The sequence below is a fragment of the Gammaproteobacteria bacterium genome (assembly GCA_041395725.1).
Lineage (GTDB): Bacteria > Pseudomonadota > Gammaproteobacteria > Pseudomonadales > Pseudohongiellaceae > NORP240.
The window spans coordinates 3,194,287-3,214,374 of sequence record JAWKZW010000001.1 but is presented as its reverse complement, the minus strand read 5'-3'; the positions used below and the strand labels follow the sequence as shown (position 1 = coordinate 3,214,374).

The 20,088-nt window shown below is 56.2% G+C and carries 20 protein-coding genes; 7 read left to right on the top strand and 13 right to left on the bottom strand.

The annotated features are described in order from the left end of the window. The first annotated feature begins 79 nt into the window (after nucleotides 1-79). Nucleotides 80-1,582 (top strand): Na+/H+ antiporter NhaC, encoded by a 1,503-nt coding sequence (gene nhaC, locus R3F50_14165; GenBank protein ID MEZ5491447.1) that lies wholly within the window; start codon nucleotides 80-82, stop codon nucleotides 1,580-1,582. Nucleotides 1,583-1,618: 36 nt separating this feature from the next. Here nhaC and R3F50_14160 read toward each other — a convergent pair whose 3' ends face one another. Genes R3F50_14160 through R3F50_14135 form a run of 6 tightly spaced genes read right to left on the bottom strand, consistent with a single transcriptional unit; the run spans nucleotide 1,619 to nucleotide 4,954 of the window. Then, nucleotides 1,619-2,023: a VOC family protein gene (locus R3F50_14160; GenBank protein ID MEZ5491446.1), complete on the bottom strand. Its 405-nt coding sequence runs from the start codon at nucleotides 2,021-2,023 to the stop codon at nucleotides 1,619-1,621. Between the two features lie 33 nt (nucleotides 2,024-2,056). Further along, nucleotides 2,057-3,010 carry a DUF523 and DUF1722 domain-containing protein gene (locus tag R3F50_14155; GenBank protein ID MEZ5491445.1) on the bottom strand — a complete coding sequence of 318 codons (954 nt, stop codon included), beginning with the start codon at nucleotides 3,008-3,010 and terminating at the stop codon, nucleotides 2,057-2,059. Between the two features lie 17 nt (nucleotides 3,011-3,027). Then, on the bottom strand, nucleotides 3,028-3,525 hold the full coding sequence (locus R3F50_14150) for a hypothetical protein (GenBank protein ID MEZ5491444.1): 498 nt from the start codon (nucleotides 3,523-3,525) through the stop codon (nucleotides 3,028-3,030). 36 nt (nucleotides 3,526-3,561) lie between these two features. Continuing rightward, on the bottom strand, nucleotides 3,562-3,789 hold the full coding sequence (locus R3F50_14145; protein ID MEZ5491443.1) for a hypothetical protein: 228 nt from the start codon (nucleotides 3,787-3,789) through the stop codon (nucleotides 3,562-3,564). After that, nucleotides 3,786-4,112, bottom strand: coding sequence for a GIY-YIG nuclease family protein (locus R3F50_14140; protein ID MEZ5491442.1), 327 nt, complete (start codon nucleotides 4,110-4,112; stop codon nucleotides 3,786-3,788). The genes R3F50_14145 and R3F50_14140 overlap by 4 nt, the downstream gene beginning before the upstream one ends. Then, on the bottom strand, nucleotides 4,109-4,954 hold the full coding sequence (locus R3F50_14135; GenBank protein MEZ5491441.1) for an MBL fold metallo-hydrolase: 846 nt from the start codon (nucleotides 4,952-4,954) through the stop codon (nucleotides 4,109-4,111). The genes R3F50_14140 and R3F50_14135 overlap by 4 nt, the downstream gene beginning before the upstream one ends. A 172-nt stretch (nucleotides 4,955-5,126) precedes the next feature. On the opposite strand from R3F50_14135, the gene R3F50_14130 reads away from it, so the two are divergent. Beyond that, nucleotides 5,127-6,308, top strand: coding sequence for a phosphoglycerate dehydrogenase (locus tag R3F50_14130; protein MEZ5491440.1), 1,182 nt, complete (start codon nucleotides 5,127-5,129; stop codon nucleotides 6,306-6,308). Nucleotides 6,309-6,357: 49 nt separating this feature from the next. Next, on the top strand, nucleotides 6,358-7,446 hold the full coding sequence (gene serC / locus R3F50_14125) for a 3-phosphoserine/phosphohydroxythreonine transaminase (GenBank protein ID MEZ5491439.1): 1,089 nt from the start codon (nucleotides 6,358-6,360) through the stop codon (nucleotides 7,444-7,446). Between the two features lie 253 nt (nucleotides 7,447-7,699). On the opposite strand, the gene R3F50_14120 is transcribed toward serC, so the two are convergent. Together R3F50_14120 and R3F50_14115 are read right to left on the bottom strand one after the other, a co-directional pair. Then, a complete protein-coding gene (locus R3F50_14120; protein ID MEZ5491438.1) occupies nucleotides 7,700-9,913 on the bottom strand; it encodes an MtrB/PioB family decaheme-associated outer membrane protein in 2,214 nt (737 codons plus the stop codon). A 12-nt stretch (nucleotides 9,914-9,925) separates the two neighbouring features. After that, complete coding sequence (locus tag R3F50_14115; protein ID MEZ5491437.1) at nucleotides 9,926-10,882, bottom strand: DmsE family decaheme c-type cytochrome; 957 nt, start codon at nucleotides 10,880-10,882, stop codon at nucleotides 9,926-9,928. A gap of 220 nt (nucleotides 10,883-11,102) precedes the next feature. Between R3F50_14115 and dinB the strand changes: the two genes are divergently transcribed. From dinB to R3F50_14100, 3 genes are read left to right on the top strand one after another with little or no spacing between them, the layout of a single operon-like run. Continuing rightward, nucleotides 11,103-12,230 carry a DNA polymerase IV gene (gene dinB, locus R3F50_14110; protein ID MEZ5491436.1) on the top strand — a complete coding sequence of 376 codons (1,128 nt, stop codon included), beginning with the start codon at nucleotides 11,103-11,105 and terminating at the stop codon, nucleotides 12,228-12,230. Between the two features lies 1 nt (nucleotide 12,231). Beyond that, nucleotides 12,232-12,729, top strand: a complete 498-nt coding sequence (greB, locus tag R3F50_14105) for a transcription elongation factor GreB (GenBank protein MEZ5491435.1) — start codon at nucleotides 12,232-12,234, stop codon at nucleotides 12,727-12,729. 2 nt (nucleotides 12,730-12,731) lie between these two features. After that, nucleotides 12,732-13,715, top strand: a complete 984-nt coding sequence (locus R3F50_14100) for a helix-turn-helix domain-containing protein (protein ID MEZ5491434.1) — start codon at nucleotides 12,732-12,734, stop codon at nucleotides 13,713-13,715. A 35-nt stretch (nucleotides 13,716-13,750) separates the two neighbouring features. On the opposite strand, the gene R3F50_14095 is transcribed toward R3F50_14100, so the two are convergent. The 4 genes from R3F50_14095 to R3F50_14080 form a co-directional block, all read right to left on the bottom strand. Then, complete coding sequence (locus R3F50_14095; protein ID MEZ5491433.1) at nucleotides 13,751-14,041, bottom strand: DUF1244 domain-containing protein; 291 nt, start codon at nucleotides 14,039-14,041, stop codon at nucleotides 13,751-13,753. A 21-nt stretch (nucleotides 14,042-14,062) separates the two neighbouring features. Further along, nucleotides 14,063-14,464, bottom strand: coding sequence for a ribosome-associated translation inhibitor RaiA (gene raiA, locus R3F50_14090; GenBank protein ID MEZ5491432.1), 402 nt, complete (start codon nucleotides 14,462-14,464; stop codon nucleotides 14,063-14,065). Nucleotides 14,465-14,668: 204 nt separating this feature from the next. Further along, the gene (locus R3F50_14085) at nucleotides 14,669-15,217 is read right to left on the bottom strand and encodes a M15 family metallopeptidase (protein ID MEZ5491431.1); all 549 of its coding nucleotides are present in this window, start codon (nucleotides 15,215-15,217) and stop codon (nucleotides 14,669-14,671) included. A 20-nt stretch (nucleotides 15,218-15,237) separates the two neighbouring features. After that, nucleotides 15,238-16,110, bottom strand: a complete 873-nt coding sequence (locus R3F50_14080) for an MBL fold metallo-hydrolase (GenBank protein ID MEZ5491430.1) — start codon at nucleotides 16,108-16,110, stop codon at nucleotides 15,238-15,240. 246 nt (nucleotides 16,111-16,356) lie between these two features. Here R3F50_14080 and R3F50_14075 point away from each other — a divergent pair, with 246 nt between their 5' ends. Further along, the gene (locus R3F50_14075; GenBank protein ID MEZ5491429.1) at nucleotides 16,357-18,288 is read left to right on the top strand and encodes a beta-ketoacyl synthase; all 1,932 of its coding nucleotides are present in this window, start codon (nucleotides 16,357-16,359) and stop codon (nucleotides 18,286-18,288) included. Nucleotides 18,289-18,334: 46 nt separating this feature from the next. Here R3F50_14075 and R3F50_14070 read toward each other — a convergent pair whose 3' ends face one another. Continuing rightward, nucleotides 18,335-19,858, bottom strand: a complete 1,524-nt coding sequence (locus R3F50_14070) for a fumarate hydratase (GenBank protein MEZ5491428.1) — start codon at nucleotides 19,856-19,858, stop codon at nucleotides 18,335-18,337. Nucleotides 19,859-20,088: the final 230 nt, after the last annotated feature.

Genomic DNA, 20,088 nt, shown 5'->3' with positions numbered 1-20,088 from the left:
TTAAACGTGCGATTAGACAGCGACGGCTGAATCGGCTTATTCTTGCAGCACCGCAGTAAAACCACCAAACCCGGCAGCAATGAGCCCCGACAAGACCGTACCCAGAGATCCCCCCCTTGCGGACGGCGCAGCGCCCAGTCTGCTGCAGGCAATCACCCCGGTTCTGGTTCTGGTCGGCCTGCTGGCATTTGCCGTCTATCTTTTCGGCGAAGACTCCAGCTACGGCCCGAATCAGATTGCGCTGTGCGTCGGTGCGACCATCGCGGCATTGATCGGCTGGCGCAACGGTATCTGCTGGACTGACCTCGAAACCAGCATGGTGCAGGGTATCAGCGTAGCGCTGCGCGCAATTCTTATCCTGTTCACTGTAGGCCTGTTAATCGGCAGCTGGATCATGGCCGGCACCGTTCCTACCATGATCTACTACAGTCTGCTGGCCCTGGATCCCGCTTTTTTCTATGCCGCCAGCTGCACCATCTGTGCCGTTGTGGCACTGAGTATAGGCAGTTCCTGGACAGTAGCCGGAACCATCGGGGTAGCACTGATTGGAGCTGCCGCGGGGCTGGGCCTGTCGTTGGAAATAACCGCCGGGGCTATTATTTCGGGGGCCTATTTCGGCGACAAGCTGTCGCCGTTGTCGGACACCACCAACCTGGCGCCGGCCGTCGTGGGCACAGATCTGTTCACCCACATTCACCACATGCTCTGGACCACAGTGCCAAGCATTGTCATCGCCCTGTTCCTGTACCTGGTCATCGGGTTCAATATCGATGCCAGCACTCAGGCTACAGAGCTGCAGGGCACCCTGGATATGCTGCAGGCCAATTTCCGAATCAGCCCGGTGATGCTGCTGCCGGTCCTGGTTCTACTGGTGATGGCCAACAAGAAGCTCCCTCCCCTGCCCACTATACTGACCGGCGCACTGGCAGGAATCCTTTTCGCGTTCGCCTTTCAACAACCCGCTATCCGGACCATGGCCGCCGATATTGACAACGGCACGCTGGCCACGCTGAAGGGTATGTGGCAGACCCTGTTTGACGGCTACAAGATAGACAGTGGCGATGGCGCCATCGACGATCTGTTGTCTCGCGGCGGAATGAGCTCCATGCTTAATACGGTGTGGCTGATATTCTGTGCCATGATATTTGGCGCCCTGATGGATCGCACAGGCCTGATCCAGGTTCTGGTGCGTTACGCCCTTTCCACAGTCAGGGGCACCGGCAGCCTGGTGATTACCACGCTGCTCACCTGTATCGGCGCCAATATAATCGCCTCAGACCAGTACATCGCCATCGTACTCCCTGGTCGCATGTATAAGATGGAGTTTCAGAGACGCGGCCTCGACGTCAAGAACCTGTCCAGAATCCTGGAGGATGGCGGTACCATCACCTCGCCCCTGGTTCCCTGGAATACCTGCGGCGCTTTCATGAGCGGTACTCTCGGCGTGGCGACCCTCGCCTACCTGCCGTTTTGCTTCTTTAACCTGATTAATCCGCTGGTAAGCGCCTTCTACGGAATCGTCAACTTCCAGATCACACCCGCTCATGATCCGGTGGGAATGGCTGAAGACCAGCCGGCATGAGCGGGCAGCCTGCCCGGCGGCCAGGCCTGGACCGGCTCAGGGTTGCAGCTTAAGTTCCACCACGTTGCCTTCCGGATCGTTGATGTACACCGATTTGCTGAAACCGCTGGCGCCATAACGGACCGACGATTCGCTGGTGGCGATACCGTTGTCGTGCAGATAATCCAGCAACTGCTGTTCGGTCATCTCCCCCACGGTCAGACAAAAGTGTTCCATGTTTCGACCATCCTGACTGGGCGGACCGCCACCCAGGCGCCCCAGTTCGCTATTCAGCGGCACGATGTCAATCAGTGAATTCCCGGCGCGCAGCTGCAGCAGGCCGACTTCGGCTGGCAACTCGCGCTCCAGCCGACAACCCAGCAGCCCCTGGTAAAAATCCAGCATGGCCCGGGTCCGGGTGGTCCGCAGGACAATATGATCTATACCAAGCAAGTTAAGCATGGGCGGTGATTGCTGTTGCGTCAGTTCCGCGCATCAGATCTGGTTGGTCAGACTCAGCTCGGAAGGATAGGGCTTCATGTACCAGGACCGTTCGATGTACTCATTGGGGTTTCTGCGAAAGTGATGGTTTAACAAGGTGATAGGAACTATCAGCGGCACCACACCGTTCCTGTAATCCTCAATGCACTGCACCAGCTCCTGCTTGTCATCCCGGTCCAGGTTCTGCTTCAGGTAACCCTGAATGTGCTGCAGCACATTGACATGGTTGCCTAACGAGGCGATTTTCTTGAGAGCTGCCATCAACCCGTGCAGGTAAGCCGGCAGCTGCTCTGACAGATTTTCCTTGCGTATACCGGCCACCAGCTTGCCCAGTGCCCGATAGTCCTGCTGATCATGGCTCATGATAATCAACTTATGACGGGCATGAAAGTCCACCAGCCTGCCGACAGTCACACCGGACTCCAGCAGCTCTTTCCAGCGCCACATGACATAAACACGCTGAATGAAGTTCTCCCGCAGCCGGGAATCGCCCAGCCGCCCCTCCTCCTCCACGGGCAGTTCGGGAAAATTTTTCATCAGGGTAGCCGCGTAGATACCGGCACCGTCGTTAAAAGGCATGCCCTGCTCGCTGTAGACCTTGACCCGCTCCATACCGCAGCTGGGGGATGCGCGTTTGAGAATATAGCCACACAGGTCCCGATGCCAGTGGGCCTGCTGTTCGGCGGCATCGACCAGCGCGTCAGTATAGTCCTTGCTTTCATCCACCGTGGAAACACAGCGGATCTCATCGCTGCCGGCTTTCCTGATCAGGCGAATGGGGCGCCTGGGAATACCCAGGCCTATCGCCACTTCGGGACAGAACGTTCGAAACTCGAAGTACTCCCCAAGCGTCTTCTGGACGTAGGAATGCTGTTTGTGCCCGCCATCGAAGCGGACATTTTCTCCCAGCAGGCAACTGCTTATCCCAACAGGAATTTTCACTGGCATAGTGCTCCCCGAATTCTTCAAGGTTGAACGCGGCCGGTTTCAGTCTGACGCAATCCTGCCTCGATTTCCGCCACGTAGGCATCGACAACGGCGCGAAAACGCGGTGCGTACCACATCCGCGTAACCGACCATTGCGCGCGAGCTGCCGCAGCTTCCATCTGGGAACGCCAGCGCAGCATGCGGGGCTCGAATTCTTCGAGGTCAAACAGCCCGCGCTGATACTGGTAATAGGAGTTTTCCCATTCGCGCCAGACACCGGCCAGGAAATAAACATACATCACGCGATGTTCCGGGCTCATATTCTGCAGTCCATCCCCCGCAGCGACAATGGCGACCGCCATCTCCGGCTCGGTAGTTACCCACTCGGAAAACATCATCTGCTTGTCGGTAATCGCATCCCGGGCCTGGGAGTGCATCATTTCCGTGTTCTGCCTGATTTCGAGGCCCAGGAACAGAATGCCCAGTATCACTCCGATACTGGCCGCGATGTTTACCCAGTTCTCTATTTTTTTCATTACCCTATCCGTGAAACGTTGGGGCTCGTACTTTGTTCAACGCAACCTGATGACTGTGTCGCTGCCCGGACGAGCATACTCGTGATACAAATCATCCAGAAAAGTCGCCAATTCATTCTCTGTCAGCTCGGCCGGAATACCGACATCGGTCACGCGACTGGACTTGCCCTCTTCAGAGATCCTGAAAAGCAGCCAATGCCCCGACTTGCGTTCGATTCCCATGGTCATCCCGAACACATTGTAATAGAAACGTTGCCCGGTCACTTCTGGACTCCCCCGGCTTGTAAAAGCGACTGAATAGTTATATCGCCCGTAACCAGGCGTTCTTTCATAATCCGACTCAACTGCTTGACGCGGTACTCGGCCGCTGAGGCCTGACTGCGATCGACAAATTCGCAACTGAACACCAATTGCAGAGGGGCCCGCCCCCGCAGCGCCTTGGCGCCGCGTCTTCCGCCGGCGCGATGTTCCGTGAGCCGTCGATCCAGATCAGTGGTAATGCCGGTATAGAGCCTGTCGTCTGCGGTTCTGATCAGGTAGAGCATCCAGCCGGAACCACGCACCGGACTGTCAGATATCCCGGTCATTGCACTAACTTCCAGCCGGATGGCGTTTCCAGCACGCGGGATTCCTGCTGCAGTTTTATCAGGTGCGCCTCCAGGGTCAGACGCGCCATGGGCAGTATCTGGGGAGGCACATCGAAATAGACCTGTGGCGTCAACGTTTCCAGGTCTGCCTCGCCCAGCAGGGCCAGGGCCTGGATAATTTTATCCTCTCGCCCGTTGCGATGCGCGATCAGTGCATCGATGGCAGCGGGCGGATCACCTATCACCTCACCGTGACCCGGCGCCAGATACGCCAACTGGCGGGATCGTAAGCGCCGCAGCGAATCCATGTAATCGGACATATTACCGTCCGGCGGCAGAATAACCGACGTGGTGCCCTGCAGAATATGGTCACCGGTGAACAACAGGTTCTCTTCCAGCAGCAGATAGCAAAGGTGGTTGGAAACATGCCCGGGCGTATGGATCAACTCGATACTGAATTCATCGCAGGACAGTGTTTCGCCATGCCGGAAAACCCTGCCAGGTTGAAAACTGAGGTCATGGTGACCGGACTCCGGTGCCGCCAGCCCAACCAGCTCGGCACCCGTGGCCCGGGCAATGCCGCTTGCGGCAGGGGAATGATCGGCATGGGTGTGGGTGATCAGTATCCAGCGCAGCGGTCGCCCGCCGATGGCCTTCAGAATACTGCTTACATGGCCTTCATCGGCAGGCCCGGGATCCACCAGAGCCAGCTCGTGTTTACCAATCAGATAGGAGTTGGTACCAGGCCCTGTCATCGGCCCTGCATTGGGCGCCAGCAACCTGACTACGCTGACCGATTCACCAGCAACAACGACCGGCTCACCCACTCTGAATTCAGCCATGGTATTTATTCTCCCTTGCGGCAAGTACAGCCGGAATCCGAAATTCGACTGGTTTTTAGCGCCGTTTCGCGTTATAAATGCCGCCCTAAAAAATGGACCCCGGTTGCCGACGGCAACCCTGCTCACCCTGATGTCCAACTGAAACTTACCTGTCAACGCCCGGACGTGTGCAATGTTTAAAATCCGTACTTACAACGCTATCTCTGATAAAGGCCTGAGTCGCTTTAAAACAGACACCTACTCGGTTTCTCCGCAAAATGAAGCTGCCGATGCCATACTTCTGCGCAGTGAAAAACTCAGTGCCGATATTATCACGCCGAGCCTGAAAGCGGTGGCCAGAGCGGGCGCCGGGGTCAACAATGTCCCGGTCAACGAATGCTCTATTGCCGGCGTGGTGGTATTCAACACTCCGGGCGCTAACGCCAACGCGGTAAAAGAACTGGTGTTGTGTGGGCTGCTACTGGGTTCCAGGGGTATCCTGCCGGGAATCGAGTTCGTCAACTCCCTGACCGGCATGGACGACTATCAGGCCATGTCAAAATTACTCGAAGCCGAGAAAAAGCGCTTTAAAGGCAACGAAATCGCCGGCAAGACCCTGGGTGTCATAGGGCTGGGCGCAATCGGCTCGATGGTGGCGGAAATGGCTATCAGCCTGGGCATGAAAGTTCAGGGTTACGACCCTGCGCTGTCTGTGGAAGCAGCCTGGCGCTTGCCGAGTCAGGTTCAGAGATTCGAAAATGTCTCGGCGCTGATCGGCAGCTCTGATTTTATCAGCCTGCATCTTCCGGTCCTGGATTCAACCCGCGGACTGATCAACACGGACATGTTTGCTGCCATGCGGCCCGGCACCTGCCTGCTGAATTTTTCCCGTGACGAGATTGTCGATACCGGCGCCCTGCTGGCCGCTCTGGAAAGTGGTCAGCTGGCAAGGTACATCAGTGATTTCCCACGCCCCGAACTCATCGGCAGAGAAAACGTTATTTCCATGCCGCATATCGGCGCCAGCACTCGGGAGGCGGAGGAAAACTGCGCCGTGATGGCTGCCGACCAGCTCATGGAGTTTCTGGAGAACGGCAATATTCGCAATTCGGTCAACTTCCCGGCTCTGTCACTGGATCGTTCACCGGCAGCCATCAAAGGGACCCGCCTGGCGATTACCAACAGAAACGTTCCAAAAATGCTCGGCCAGATTACTGCCGTGCTCGCAGATCAGAATATCAACGTCATCGATATGCTGAACAAGAGCCGGGGTGACATTGCCTACAATTTGATTGACATGGAATCGGAACCTTCTGCCGACGCCCTGAATGCCATCGCCGCAATTGAAGATGTTATCAAGGTGACCCTGCTGTAACCCAGAACGCCGCAACCTTATTCAAGATTTTTTCTACAGGAATCACATCATGACTCGCATTTACAATTTTGGCGCCGGACCCGCCATGCTACCTGTTCCCGTCATGGAAAAGGCACAGGCTGAATTTCTGAACTACAAAAACCTGGGCGCGGGACTGATCGAGATCAGCCATCGGTCAAAGGAGTTTGATGCCATACTGGACACCTGTGACAGCCTGCTGACCGAATTGGCCGGCATCCCTTCAAACTACAGGATTCTTTACGTGCACGGCGGTGCGCAAATGCAGTTTTCTGCCGTCCCCCTGAACCTGATGGCCAGAAAAGAAGCCATGAAGGCCACTTACATAGAAACGGGCACCTGGGCAGTCAAAGCCAGAAAAGAGGCGGCCCGATACGGCACAGCACTCAGCGGCGCTTCCAGTGAGGCAAGTAATTTTGATCGCATTCCTGACTTCGATCCAGCATCGCTTGAATCTGACAACTCCTATGCCTACATCACCAGCAACAACACTCTGTACGGGACCCGCTGGCAGACATTCCCCGATACCGGTGACATTCCTTTAGTTGCGGACATGACCTCCGAATTTCTGTCCCGGCAACTGGATATTTCCAAGTTTGGTGTGATATTCGCCGGCCTGCAGAAGAATCTCGGCCCAGCCGGCCTGGCAGTGGTTATCATCCGCGAAGATCTGCTGGGGCATGCATTGCCGTTCACCCCATCCTTGCTGGATTACAAGGTGTATGCCGACAACCACTCACTCACCAATACGACTAATACCTTCGCCATCTACATGACCTCACTGGTACTGGAATGGCTGAAAGGAGAAGGTGGTGTGAGCGCCATGGAAGTGCGCAACGAAGCCAAAGCCGGATTGATTTATGATGCAATTGACGCCAGCGACTTCTACTACGGTACAGCTCACCCTGACCATCGCTCCATCATGAATGTCACGTTCAATCTGAGCGATGAAAGTCTACTGGATGATTTTCTGGACGAAGCACTGAAAAACGGCCTGTACGCCCTGAAAGGCCATCGCGCGGTCGGCGGCGCCCGTGCGTCGATCTACAACGCCATGCCCGTTGAGGGCTGCCAGGCACTGGTCGATTTCATGGCAGAGTTCGAGCGTTCCAGAACCTGAAAGGACAGGGCCAGATACCGCAGAGGTCCGGCCCAGATTCAGGAAAACCCTGCTTAGCAGCTCGGATACTCAGGACTTCAGGCGCACCCGCCGGCCTGCGTCAGCCTGTCAGGGCACTGTAACAGAACCAGCCGGTCGTCGAAGAATACACTGCCGGCACAGGCCGGCAGCAGCGGGACGCGGGGACGACAGCCAACCCCGCTGACCGACCCCTTCGCTGAATCCCGCCTGGGTCAAAAAAGAACCGCAGGTGTCAGTTCAAATCAATCAGCAGCGATACGACGACCAGGTGGCCTGAGTAATTAAAACTCTGGGTGCCCGGCAACAGGACATTTGCCACCGAGTCAACCCTGATGTCATCCAGTGCCCAGTCGGCTGAATTGAAGTCTTCGTAGTAATAGCGTACCGACAGTTCTCTGCCCGCCTGCAACTGATAATCCCCACGCACCGAGAAACTGGCTATTTCAGTGGTCACATCGGGAAAGGGCTGGTCCGCAGTAACGCCGGGAATCGGCAGAAATCCGTTACCACTGTCCGGGCTGGTTTGAGTCTCTGCATCCGTGTATGAGGCGTCGAGGGACAACTTCAAACGGCCCTGCAACATCTCCCAGTCGACCCCGCCACCAAGGCTGTGAACCCTGTCCCGGGTTTTCACCTGCCAGTTCAATTCCGGGTTCCGAACCGATTGCGGGAAGAACGGCGTATTGAATGGGAAGCCCAGGCGGGTATAACCCCGGTTGGTATTGTAAAACTGATCAAAATTGTAATAAACGGAGGCAGTCCAGCCTGCCTGGGGTGTCACAGACAGGTCGGCAGCAAAGTTGCCGTTTTCGGATTCCGAGATTCCCACCAGCGTATCCGGAAACCGGTTTTCAGACAACTTGCCCAGAAAACTGATACCGATCAGTTCGGAAGGGTAAAAACTCAGACTGCCGCTGACTTCGTCTCGGTCCCGGTCCGTCAAATGGTAACGGCGCAGAAAAGGATCGTTCTCAAACAGCTGGTCGCCAACCAGAGTAGCCACGTAGTCCGGATTATGCCCCGTCACAAAAGGTACCGTGCTGTCGTAGCTGGAGGCGTCCCGCTCGGCGCGGCTGACTTTCAGCCACCCGCTGCTTATTGACGACGGGGTGAAATCCAGTTTCAGATAAGCACTGGTTTCGTCAGTGGTCGCAACATCCACCATACTTCGGTCGGTGTTCTCCCACTCCAGACCACCTGACAGCCGGTTGCCGCCACCGAGGCGATAGGTGATATCTGCACTGTAGCGATGTCGCTCGAGATCATAAATCCGATTCACTCGCGTACTTTCGCTGACCAGGGGATGTTGGGGCTCGGCATCACCGGCAATACGCTGGTAGTTGTCGCGGGGCGAACGATTATCCCGCTCCCTGTAGTTATAGCGCAGCCTCAGATTGGTCTGGCGGCCGAGTCGGGCTGAAAAACTGAGGCTGCCGTTCAGACTGTCCACCCGGCCGTCCAGATTCTGTCGTGGCAATGGGTAGTTGGACTCCAGGACATTGCTGTAAGGCAGGAAGCTGTCATCCTGTTCCAGGCGCGTAGCCACCAGGCTGCCGCTTAGCCGCGTCGAGGCTCCCAGGGAATGGACTCCGGACAGCGCCAGCTGGTGAGATTTGTTATCCGGCTCCAGCGCAATTTCCCCAACAGCGCCCGCTTCAAAGTTTGCAGCCGCTGCCCATTCTTCATTGTTGAACGGATTGGCAAACCGCAGCGCTTTGTCCCGATTACTGAACAGCATGGCACTGTAGCTGAGATTGATCTGACTGCCCTGACTGGCGAAGCTCAGCCCCAGGGTCACCTCATCGGTCTGGTAGTCCACTGGCCTGGCGACTACTGACCCGCGGGGGTTGCCACCGGTGGAACCGAAAATGGCACCGAGCGTTTCGTTGCCCTGTTTGGTCTCGTGACGGAACTCACTCATCAGCTGCCAGCCTCGACTGAACTGCCACTCAAATCCGCCAGTGTAACGCTCCCGCCGGGTATCGATATTGACCTGCCTGAGGTTGTCCTCGAGAACTGCGAATCCGGACGTCGTGCCTGCGCCTTCCCAGTTCAACGGCAAGGTCTGGGTGGATGTGCCACTGCCAATGAACGGGGTCCGCCCGTCGTTGAAACGGTAGCGGGGTAATTGCTCAACATCCAGAAACAGTGAGTAGCTGCCTCTCTGCCCGTAGGCGGCGGACAGCGAACCGGTCTCCAGCCCCAGGTCCTGGCCCGATACCCGCCAGTAATCGGCACTTTCCGGATCCGGCACACCGGTCAGGCTGAAGCCTCCAATGCCGAAGCCGCCGCGACTGGTAATGCCGGAATACTGACCAAACCGGTAGGAATCTTCACTGCTGAAACCGGCACCAAGCTGGACAGTGCCGGTTTGCGCGGTTGTTGTTGCCGCGGCAGCGCCCAGCAGACCACCGATGAGAAGATTGTTGTATCGAATCCTGTGCATGCCGGCGCCCCCTTAGCGTGTCAATCTCGCCCCGGACGGATGGTTGGAACCATGGATAACAGAATGACAGTTGGTACATGACGAGCCCACCACGGACTGCCCGGCGAAGGCAGGGTTGATGTCGTCACCGCTGTAGAGAAAACTGGGGTGAAACGTCTCGGAATGGCACCCCTGACAAAGAAATGGCTGTCGCACCGACAGCATTCTGTCCTGCGTCGAGCCGTGGGGATTATGACAGCTTGTGCAGTCCTCAGTGACTGGCTGATGTTCCCACAGAAACGGCCCGCGTTTTTCTGCATGGCAGGTCGTGCACGTCTCATTGACGGTGCTGCGGGACAGCATCCCGGCGGCTGCCGAACCGTGGGGGTTATGGCAGTCGTTGCAGGTCATCAGGCCTTCGGCTACGGGGTGGTGGCTGCGCCGATTAAGCTGCGACCTTTGTTCCAGATGACAGGTCAGACAAAGTGCCTCGTCGCTCAACTCATTCAGCACCGTGGCCTGACTGGCATGCATTGTGTGACAGGTGACGCAAGTCAGATCCGAGGCCTGGTGCTCACTCGCTGACCAGTGCACGGTTTCCCCCGCCTGGTGACAGTTCAGGCACATCTGGTTCTGCACTTCGGCATCACTGGCAGGAAACCTGTCGCTGCCTTCAAAAACCACGGCTGGCGGCTGCAGAGCACTGACGTGATCGGGACTGGCCCCATGACAGCTTTCACAGGCCTGGTTGGCGAACGGTGAACCGGCAATGCTGCTGTTACCATGACCGGTCTCGAGGATCGATGTCACCGCGGGGTTGTTATGACAGGTCAGACAGGTCTGCGCTCCCTGGGAAGCGAACCTTGGCTCCTGCTGCTCAGTGGGGGACTGCGCATGGGCGGTATTAAATGAACCCGGACTCACCACTACCAGCAACAACAGGCACAATACCGCGCCACCGGTCAGGAATACAAAACCGCGCCTACTCATTTTCTCCTCCTCTGCCGCAGGTCGAAAGCATTCCCTGTGAAAGTCGACACGTCCCGACGCCGACTCTCCGAGATCGAAAATCCTGTAATGTGGTGTTTCAGGAAACCTGAGGCCCGGACCAGGAACTCACACCCGGCTTCGCTCAGAATTTACTTGCCTGTTGGCATACTGTACATTGACTGATTACCAATGCAAGCCGGGTTCAGCCTCTATTTGCGCCATGTCAATTGACAGAAAAATAGTGCATGTCGATTGTGACAGTTTCTATGCATCCATTGAAATGCGCGACAATCCCACCCTGGCGGAACTGCCGGTCGCCGTCGGCGGCGCGCCAGAGCGCCGGGGCGTGATCGCCACCTGCAACTACCGCGCCCGACAGTACGGTGTGCATTCGGCAATGGCGTCCTCCACGGCGCGTCGACTGTGCCCCGACCTGGTGATCATCAGGCCTGACATGAATCGCTATCGGGAAGTCTCACGGCAGATACATGCCATTTTCCGCGACTACACGGCACTGATCGAACCGCTGTCCCTGGACGAAGCCTATCTCGACCTGACCGAGAACTCACGCCATAACGGCAGCGCCAGCCTGACCGCTGCGGAGATTCGCGCCAGGGTAGCAGCCGAAATTGGCATCACGGTCTCGGCTGGTATCGCGCCGAATAAATTCCTGGCCAAAATTGCCAGTGACTGGAACAAACCCGACGGGCAGTTTGTCATCGAGCCGGAAGAGCTGGACAGCTTTGTCCGCCGGTTACCGGTGCAGAAACTGTTCGGCGTCGGAAAGGTTACGGCCCGGAAATTGGCTGACCTGGGGATTCACACCTGTGACGATTTAAGATTGTTGAGTCAAGTCGGGCTGGAGCGGCAATTCGGCAGTTTCGGCGCACGCCTCCATGCCCTTTGCCGCGGCATCGATCGGCGTGAAGTTGAACCCAGCCGGATACGGAAATCCGTAAGCGTTGAGAATACTTTTGCTGCAGACCTGCCCGATCTCGACGCCTGTCTGAATGCGCTGCCCGAACTGCACCGGCAACTGGGAATGCGCCTGCAGAACTTGAGTGGCCGCTACTGGATTACCAAGCAGGTGGTCAAAATAAAATTTAACGACTTCGTCTCAACCACCATTGAATCCCGGTCCCAGGGCAGCGACGAAGCACTGTACCGGGAACTGCTGAAGGAAGGCTTCCAGCGCGGTAATCGGCCGGTGCGCCTGCTCGGCATAGGCGTCGGCCTTGCCCCGCACGCAGACCAGCCCGCGCCGGTGCCGTCCCTCCGCTCGACAGACTCCGTTCCTGCCGGGTCAGACAACCTGCAGCTGGCGCTTTTCTCAGAGCAGGTCAACTGACATGAGTCGCTACAGACCACCGCAGAAACCCAGCTCCCGCTACATAAGCCCGGCAGGTGAGAAAAAACTCAAGGAAGAGCTGCACTACCTCTGGAAAGTGGAACGCCCTCAGGTAACACAATCGGTTTCCGAGGCAGCCGCACTCGGAGACCGCTCGGAAAATGCCGAATACATTTACGGTAAGAAACGCCTGCGGGAAATTGATCGCAGGGTTCGCTACCTCAACAAGCGCCTCGATGAGGTCACCGTCGTTGACCGACAACCCGACGACTTGTCGAAAGTCTATTTCGGCGCCCATGTGGAACTGGAAGATGCCAATGGCAACCTGTTCGCATACCGACTGCTTGGCGCCGACGAGATAGATCCTAAGACCGGCACCATCAGTATTGACTCGCCCATGGGCAGGGCGTTGCTCGGCAAACAGGTGGACAGCGAAATCATTCTCGATACGCCGGCCGGCGAGCAAACCTATTTTCTGATCGGCATCAGGTACAGCTGACCATGCGGGTCTGCCTGATAGCCCTGGAAAGGGCCCTCGCGAGCAGCCTCACTATTCCCATGGAGATGCTTTACGCGGCCCGCACCATCAGCCAGGTAAGCGGCGGCATCAACAGGGATCTGCAGCTGGACATCATCGGCCCGGATACCGGACCGGTCAACATGGCGGGCGGCCTCAATATTATGCCATCCGGCACCTTTAATGACCTCGCCGGCGCCGATCTGGTATTCGTGCCAGGTCTTTGGGGGGGGCCAGTAAAAACTGTAAGGAAATCGCCGGATCTACTGGAGACCCTGCGCCAATGCCATCAGTCCGGAAGCGTACTGGTCAGCCTGGTTACGGGCAGTTATTTCCTGGCGGAAGCCGGCCTGCTGGACGGTCACACTGCCACCACCCACTGGTATTATTTTGACGATTTCGAATCCCGCTACCCGGCGGTCAGACTGAATCGCAAACGCTTCATCACCCTGGACAATAATCTGTATTGCACGGGCAGTGTCAATGCGGCCCGGGATGTTACCTCACACCTGGTAGAGGAGATATTTGGCGAGGCGATTGCGGGTGAGATTGCCAAGCATTTCACCCATGAATTGAAGCAATCCTATGAATCCATGCTGTTATCCTACCGCCAGCAGGATACTCATCACGATGAGAGTGTTATAAAAATTCAGGAATGGTTGCAGAGCCATTATCCGGAGGAAGTCCGACTGGATGCCGTGGCCGCCGCTTTCAAGATGAGTATTCGGTCTTTTAACCGGCGCTTCAAGGCGGCTACCCGCCTGACACCTCTTCAATACCTGCAGGAAATCCGCGTTAACCAGGCGAAACAGCTGTTGAAGCAGAGCAATCTGTCAATTGCCGAAATCAGCTTTGCGGTGGGTTACCAGGACAGCAGCCATTTCGGCAGCCTGTTCAGAAAAATGACGGGGATCACCCCGGTGGAATACCGCGCACTGGTGAGAAGCAAACTCTTTACCGTCGAGTAATCCCTGCGCCCGGCGGGAAAAATCTTTGCAGCGGGTCAGCCCGTGACTTCCTTGAACTTTGCCAACTGCTCAGCACTGGCTTCCTGCTGATACCTGGCTTTCCATTCGGCATAGGGGATGCCATAAACCATCTCCCTGGCTTCCTCGTAATTGACGTCAAGTCCCCTGGACTGCCCCTCTGCACTGAACCATTTGGACAGGCAGTTGCGGCAGAATCCCGCCAGATTCATCAGGTCGATATTCTGCACATCCTTGTGCTCGTCCAGATGCTTGAGAAGGCGGCGAAAAGTCGCCGCCTCCAGCTCCATTTGCTGTTGTTCTGTCAAATTCATGATGCTGATACGGCCTCACACGCCAGTACGCTGTTCCAGGTCTTCGTTGATGACATCCGTGAGGACCTCATTTTCAACAAACTCCTGGGGGTTGGCACGGTGCTTCTTATCGATGGATTTTAATTGTCGCTCTGCCGCGTTGAATGCATCACGTATCGCCACGTAGAGATCTTCGTGCGCATGATTGTCGTGCTGTTCCTGATTAACGATGACTTCTTTCTGGGGAGTATGAAATTCCACACCTACCGAATAAACCCTGCCTTTATGGTGATTGTTGTGAGGAGAGTCCAGCACAACGCGACCGGTAATGATCTGATCACAATATCTTTCCAGTTTGGCGATTCGCTTGTTAACCGCATCCATAACGGCATCGGATTGATCGATATTGTGAAAGACTACCTGGAATTCATTACTCATAGATTTTTCTCCGTTGATTCATGGTTATGGTGTTAAAACCATTGTGCGCGGGTAAATTATTGTCTCCTCTCTCGATTCTGTGTGTGGTTGATCAACATGTTTTCAATAGCATGTCAGTTTTGTCACAGTCGTATCAAAGATACCTGCTAAAAACAGCTTTGTCTAAGGAACATCCAAGGAACTGCTGATTATTTACCAGCTTGTTTAATCCTGATCATGAAAGCACCAATGCCAGGGTTCGTAAGCGATGCCAAAGGGGTTGTGGCGGGGGTAACTAAGAGTGAATCCAAATTCACAGGATTCTCTTTCAAGCCATTGAAATGCAATTGTTTTCTCAAACCTTTCTTCCAGGTCAATGCACTCACTACTGGCCAGATCCAAGGCTCTCCCCGTGTGGTGTTCACTGAAACCCGGGGCAGCGATTACCCGGAGAATGTCATCCAGCTGACGGCCTGCCTCCAGGTGCCTGCGAATCAGATCCCGCTGGTAGTCTATACCTCGAAAGGCGGAAATCAGTAGCAGTTCCACGCCATCACGGCGGGCAGCCCCGCGCATGGCCAGCCAGGCTTCATGGGCTGCCGGCACCAGTTTCTGAGGCCGCTGGTAGTAGTCAGGCTCGGTGTCAATCAGCAGCCCGGGCTCGACGCACAGGGGCAGCCGGGGTGCATCAATATACTCATCCGGAATCCCCAGCTCGCGATGTATTTTCCGCAACCGCTGAAAAAAATCTTCAGTCGATTTCCGCCTTCTCATCGAGACACCCACCTCGACGCCTAGCGGTGGTAGCTGTCATACACTGTTTCAATCCAGCGGGCTTCGCTGATAAAACCTGCGCCCCAGGATTCCAGACTGGGATCCAGGCCCTCGGCAGTAATTTCATCCTTGCTTTTTCCCAACGATTTCATGACTCGGATTTCAATCGAAGTATCTTTAATGACATTGTAAAAGGCCAGCAGGTCAGCTTTACTGCCCAGTGGGCCATGTCCTGGGATGACCCGGGTATCGTCCGCAATCCATGACAGGGCTTTCTCCAGGTTGAACAGGTAACCCTGCACCGTGCCGCCGTTGGCGAGGTCAATGAAGGGGAAAGCGCCGTTAAAAAAATGATCGCCCATGTGAATGACATTGGACTCGGCAAACAATACGACGCTATCCGTATCAGTATGGCCAGCCGGCACGTGAATGAGAGTGATATCTTCGCCGTTGAAATGCAGTGTCACATCATCGTCGTAGGTAATAACCGGCAGCGCAACCGCAGCTGTCTCCATCGACTGCAGGCGACTACGTACATTTTCATGGGCTACGATGATACCAGTCGCACCAAAGTCTGCATTGCTGCCAGTGTGATCGCCATGAAAGTGAGTATTCAGAACAAATTCAGGCGCATCGGAACCCAACGCCGTCAATGCCTGCCTGATACGACCCGCCAGTGGCGCGTACTGATCATCGACAATCAGGATGCCATCCTCTCCGGCAGAGACACCGATGTTGCCTCCGGACCCCGATAACATGGAGATGTTTCCGGCCACCGGAATGGTTTCGATGGTGACATTGGCAAAGCGATCGTCCTGGGCCACTGCCACAGAGGTCAGCAGAGCAAGAGTAAGCACGGCAGCAGTTGCGCCCAATTTATAGAGTAATTCCATGAACCCTCCAGGAGCCCGTTTATATTCGGTGAGCAAACCGGCTCAGAGTATCACATCTGCTCCGACTGACCAGCGACACACTACTGGAATGGGGTTATACCGCGTTCTGAAATCCGTGCGACACAGCATGTTCCACCGCACCACAACTGGCCTATCTGGCCTTTTTGTTGGCCAGAATGCCATATCTTACGCCCGATCAACCCAGTATAGTGCTCCCCAGCCCGTCCAGGCATCGGAGATACAGCAATGGCCCGACTTCCCGTTATAACCGGCTTCGGAGGCATCAATCCAGCCGGCCGCAGTTCCTTCCACCATGGGTACCGTCGCCTGGTTCTCAACCGGCTTGCTGCTACAGATGCCAGAGAAACCCACCAAAGCCTCGCAGCACTCATGGGGCTGCTCAAGAAAAACGCTGACACCTGGACGGACGGCAAGGGTGCCAAGGTAGATCTGGAAAAGTATCTGGCTGCTGTTGCCAGCCAATTGCTTGATGGGACGCTGATACGCAGGCTGGAAGACAACCTCTTCGATCCAGCTGCCCTCCCCTTTCACAAAGCCGTGGCGTTGACAGGCAAGGATCAGCAGCCGGTGGAATTTCTGCTGAGCAACAGACACCTGCCCGAGCCGCTTCCAGCCAGTTGGCAGGTCCGCGAGGACAGCAGCCAACCGGGCAAAGTTCACGTGCGGGTAACTGACAATCTGGAAGTCATGCTCAAGTGCTATCGGGGGTCAGAAGTGAATACCGCCGGGCAATTACCCAGCGGCTTTGATCCCGAGGCCTTGTATCCTGCGCGCAGTCATCCCCGCGGGCTGCAGCTGACCGTGTTTGCCGCTTCCGATGCGGTGCACTCACTGGGCATCGACTGGCAGACCATCACCAGTCACGTCGCACCCGACCAGATCAGCGTGTATGCCGGCAGTGGCATGAGCCAACTGGACTACAACGGCTTTGGAGGTCTGTTACAGGCCAGGCTCAGCGGCAGAAAGGTTACGTCCAAGCAGCTTCCACTGGGCTATGCGGAAATGCCGGCAGATTTCGTGAACGCCTATGTGCTGGGTAATCTGGGCACTACAGGCACCAACGTGGCTGCCTGTGCCACGTTCCTCTACAATCTCCGTCAGGGCATTCGCGATATTCAGCTGGGCACCCATCGCGTGGTCATCGTTGGTACCAGCGAAGCTCCCTTATTGCCGGAAGTGTTTGATGGCTTCGTCACCATGGGTGCACTGGCCGACGACAATAAACTGCGCGAACTGGATGGACTCTCAGCCAATGACCGGCCGCTGCATCAGCGGGCCTGCAGACCATTTGGCAACAACGTGGGCTTCACCCTGGCGGAATCCGCTCAGTTCATCGTCCTTTTCGATGACGAACTGGCATTAGAGTTGGGCGCCACTATCTATGGCGCCGTCAACGATGTCTTCGTGAATGCCGACGGGTTCAAAAAGTCCATTGCCGGCCCGGGTGTGGGGAACTACCTGACCATGGCAAAAGCGACCGCGGCCACGCGCAACCTGCTGGGCGACAAAGCCCTGCGGGAACGCACCTACGTGCAGGCCCATGGCACGGGCACCCCGCAGAATCGCATCACGGAGTCCCGAATCCTTAGCCGCGTGGCAGAAACTTTCGGCATCCAGAACTGGCCGGTCACCGCGGTCAAAGCCTTTCTGGGTCACTCGCTGGCCAGTGCCGCCGGCGACCAGCTGATTGCCAGCCTGGGCGTCTGGCGCTACGGATTAATTCCAGGGATCACCACAATCGATGAACTGGCTGAAGATGTAAGCACCGCTGGGCTGGATATTCTTCGGCAGCATCGGGAAGTTGATCCAGACAAGCTGGAAGCAGTGATCATCAACTCCAAGGGGTTCGGAGGCAACAACGCCTCCGCCTCCCTGCTGTCGCCGGGCAAGACCCGACAGATGCTGGCACATCGGCACGGCCTGGCGGCAATGACAGAATACCGACGCCGTCAGGAAAACACCCTGGCCAGAATGCTTGAATACGACACGGCGGCCAGCTCCGGTAACTTCAACGCCACCTACCAGTTTGGTGAAAATGTCCTGGACGATAAAGACATCGACCTGGATACGCAGACTCTGAAAATCCGTGGCCAGGATAAGTCCGTCAGTCTCCGGGTTCCAAATCATTACCAGGAGTTTTGCGATACACAGGACTGATCGGCGGCGTCAGCGACGCCCACCGATACTGCCTGGGGTGGGGAGATCACTTCACTTCGACGGTACGCTCCTCGATGCGCTTGCGCCATTCCGCCGGGCCAGTCTGATGTACCGAAATGCCGTTGACGTCCACGGCAACAGTCACCGGCATATCTTCCACTTCAAACTCATGAATCGCTTCCATACCCAACTCCTCAAAGGCTATAACCCGGGCCTTGCGAATCGCCTTGGAGACCAGGTAAGCAGCCCCGCCAACGGCCATCAGATAAACAGCGCGGTGCTTTTTAATCGCCTCGATAGCCACCGGCCCCCGTTCCGCCTTGCCTATCATGCCCAATAGACCGGTAGCCTCAAGCAGTGGCTCGGTAAACTTGTCCATTCGGGTAGCAGTAGTCGGGCCCGCCGGACCTATCACCTCGTCCCGCACTGGGTCGACTGGACCCACGTAATAAATAAAACGGCCTTTCAGGTCGACACCTGCCGGCAACGGTTCACCTTTCGCCAGCAACTCCATAATACGTTTGTGCGCTGCATCGCGTCCGGTCAACATTCTACCGGATAACAAAAGTGTGTCACCGGGCTCCCAGCTGGCCACCTCGTCCCTGGTTACAGTATCGAGATTGACCCGCCGGGCCCTAGGCCCCACGTCCCAGGTGATCTCGGGCCACTCGGCAAGACTCGGTGGTTTGAGTTCAGCGGCACCGCTGCCGGTCAGTGTGAAGTGCGCATGACGCGTAGCCGCGCAATTGGGAATCATGGCCACCGGTAGAGAAGCAGCATGGGTTGGATAATCTAGAATCTTAACATCCAGCACCGTGGTCAACCCACCCAGCCCCTGGGCGCCGATCCCCAGAGAATTAGCCGCATCCATGATCTCCAGGCGCAACTCTTCCACCCGGTTGGCCGGCCCCCTTTCCCGCAACTCATGAATATCGATGGGATCCATCAATGACTCCTTGGCCAACACCGCCGCTTTCTCGGCCGTCCCGCCAATACCGATTCCCAGCATACCCGGAGGGCACCAGCCTGCGCCCATGGTCGGCAAGGTTTTCTTAACCCATTCAACGATACTGTCGCTGGGATTCAGCATTACCATTTTGGCCTTGTTTTCAGAACCACCACCCTTCGCAGCCAGCTTCACTTCCAGGCTGTCGCCGGGAACAATTTCCGTATGAATCACTGCCGGAGTGTTGTCACGGGTGTTTTTCCGGGCGCCGGCCGGATCGGAAAGAATTGACGCCCGCAAGACGTTGTCCGGGTGCAGATAAGCTCGGCGCACCCCCTCATTGATCATCTCTGTCAGACTTAACTGTGCATCCCAGCGCACATCCATACCTACTTTCAGAAAGACCGTCACGATACCGGTGTCCTGGCAGATCGGCCGTCGGCCTTCGGCGCACAGTCGGGAATTAATCAGGATCTGTGCCATGGCATCCTTGGCCGCCGGTGACTCCTCCCTTAAATAGGCCTCATGTACGGCCTTGATAAAATCCAGCGGATGATAGTATGAGATGTACTGCAGAGCATCGGCAACGCTCTGAACCAGATCTTCCTGACGAATTACAGACATAAGAAAATTCCTGCGGGCGCTGATTATTTGGGAGCAGGGAACCTCTGGCTGATTACCACAATGCTCTGGCGGAAATTACCCAGAGGCTCCCCGGGCAAATTCTAGCACGATGTACCTGCTTCATTGTGCTTGCCAGTGCTGGTCAATTTAGGTTCAATTACGTCAAGTATCCGGCAGTCAGGATTGAAAGCGCTTCATCAGACTGCTCTATCGTGCAGACCGCCTGCCTT

Excerpts from the sequence above, each read along its gene's own strand:
- R3F50_14080 (MEZ5491430.1), bottom strand. The coding sequence starts at position 16,110 with ATGGAATTACTCTATAAATTGGGCGCAACTGCTGCCGTGCTTACTCTT.
- greB (MEZ5491435.1), top strand. The coding sequence starts at position 12,232 with ATGAGTCGCTACAGACCACCGCAGAAACCCAGCTCCCGCTACATAAGC.
- R3F50_14140 (MEZ5491442.1), bottom strand. The coding sequence starts at position 4,112 with ATGACCGGGATATCTGACAGTCCGGTGCGTGGTTCCGGCTGGATGCTC.
- R3F50_14135 (MEZ5491441.1), bottom strand. The coding sequence starts at position 4,954 with ATGGCTGAATTCAGAGTGGGTGAGCCGGTCGTTGTTGCTGGTGAATCG.
- R3F50_14115 (MEZ5491437.1), bottom strand. The coding sequence starts at position 10,882 with ATGAGTAGGCGCGGTTTTGTATTCCTGACCGGTGGCGCGGTATTGTGC.
- R3F50_14150 (MEZ5491444.1), bottom strand. The coding sequence starts at position 3,525 with ATGAAAAAAATAGAGAACTGGGTAAACATCGCGGCCAGTATCGGAGTG.
- R3F50_14130 (MEZ5491440.1), top strand. The coding sequence starts at position 5,127 with ATGTTTAAAATCCGTACTTACAACGCTATCTCTGATAAAGGCCTGAGT.
- dinB (MEZ5491436.1), top strand. The coding sequence starts at position 11,103 with ATGTCAATTGACAGAAAAATAGTGCATGTCGATTGTGACAGTTTCTAT.
- serC (MEZ5491439.1), top strand. The coding sequence starts at position 6,358 with ATGACTCGCATTTACAATTTTGGCGCCGGACCCGCCATGCTACCTGTT.
- R3F50_14085 (MEZ5491431.1), bottom strand. The coding sequence starts at position 15,217 with ATGAGAAGGCGGAAATCGACTGAAGATTTTTTTCAGCGGTTGCGGAAA.
- nhaC (MEZ5491447.1), top strand. The coding sequence starts at position 80 with ATGAGCCCCGACAAGACCGTACCCAGAGATCCCCCCCTTGCGGACGGC.
- R3F50_14070 (MEZ5491428.1), bottom strand. The coding sequence starts at position 19,858 with ATGTCTGTAATTCGTCAGGAAGATCTGGTTCAGAGCGTTGCCGATGCT.
- R3F50_14100 (MEZ5491434.1), top strand. The coding sequence starts at position 12,732 with ATGCGGGTCTGCCTGATAGCCCTGGAAAGGGCCCTCGCGAGCAGCCTC.
- raiA (MEZ5491432.1), bottom strand. The coding sequence starts at position 14,464 with ATGAGTAATGAATTCCAGGTAGTCTTTCACAATATCGATCAATCCGAT.
- R3F50_14120 (MEZ5491438.1), bottom strand. The coding sequence starts at position 9,913 with ATGCACAGGATTCGATACAACAATCTTCTCATCGGTGGTCTGCTGGGC.
- R3F50_14075 (MEZ5491429.1), top strand. The coding sequence starts at position 16,357 with ATGGCCCGACTTCCCGTTATAACCGGCTTCGGAGGCATCAATCCAGCC.
- R3F50_14160 (MEZ5491446.1), bottom strand. The coding sequence starts at position 2,023 with ATGCTTAACTTGCTTGGTATAGATCATATTGTCCTGCGGACCACCCGG.
- R3F50_14155 (MEZ5491445.1), bottom strand. The coding sequence starts at position 3,010 with ATGCCAGTGAAAATTCCTGTTGGGATAAGCAGTTGCCTGCTGGGAGAA.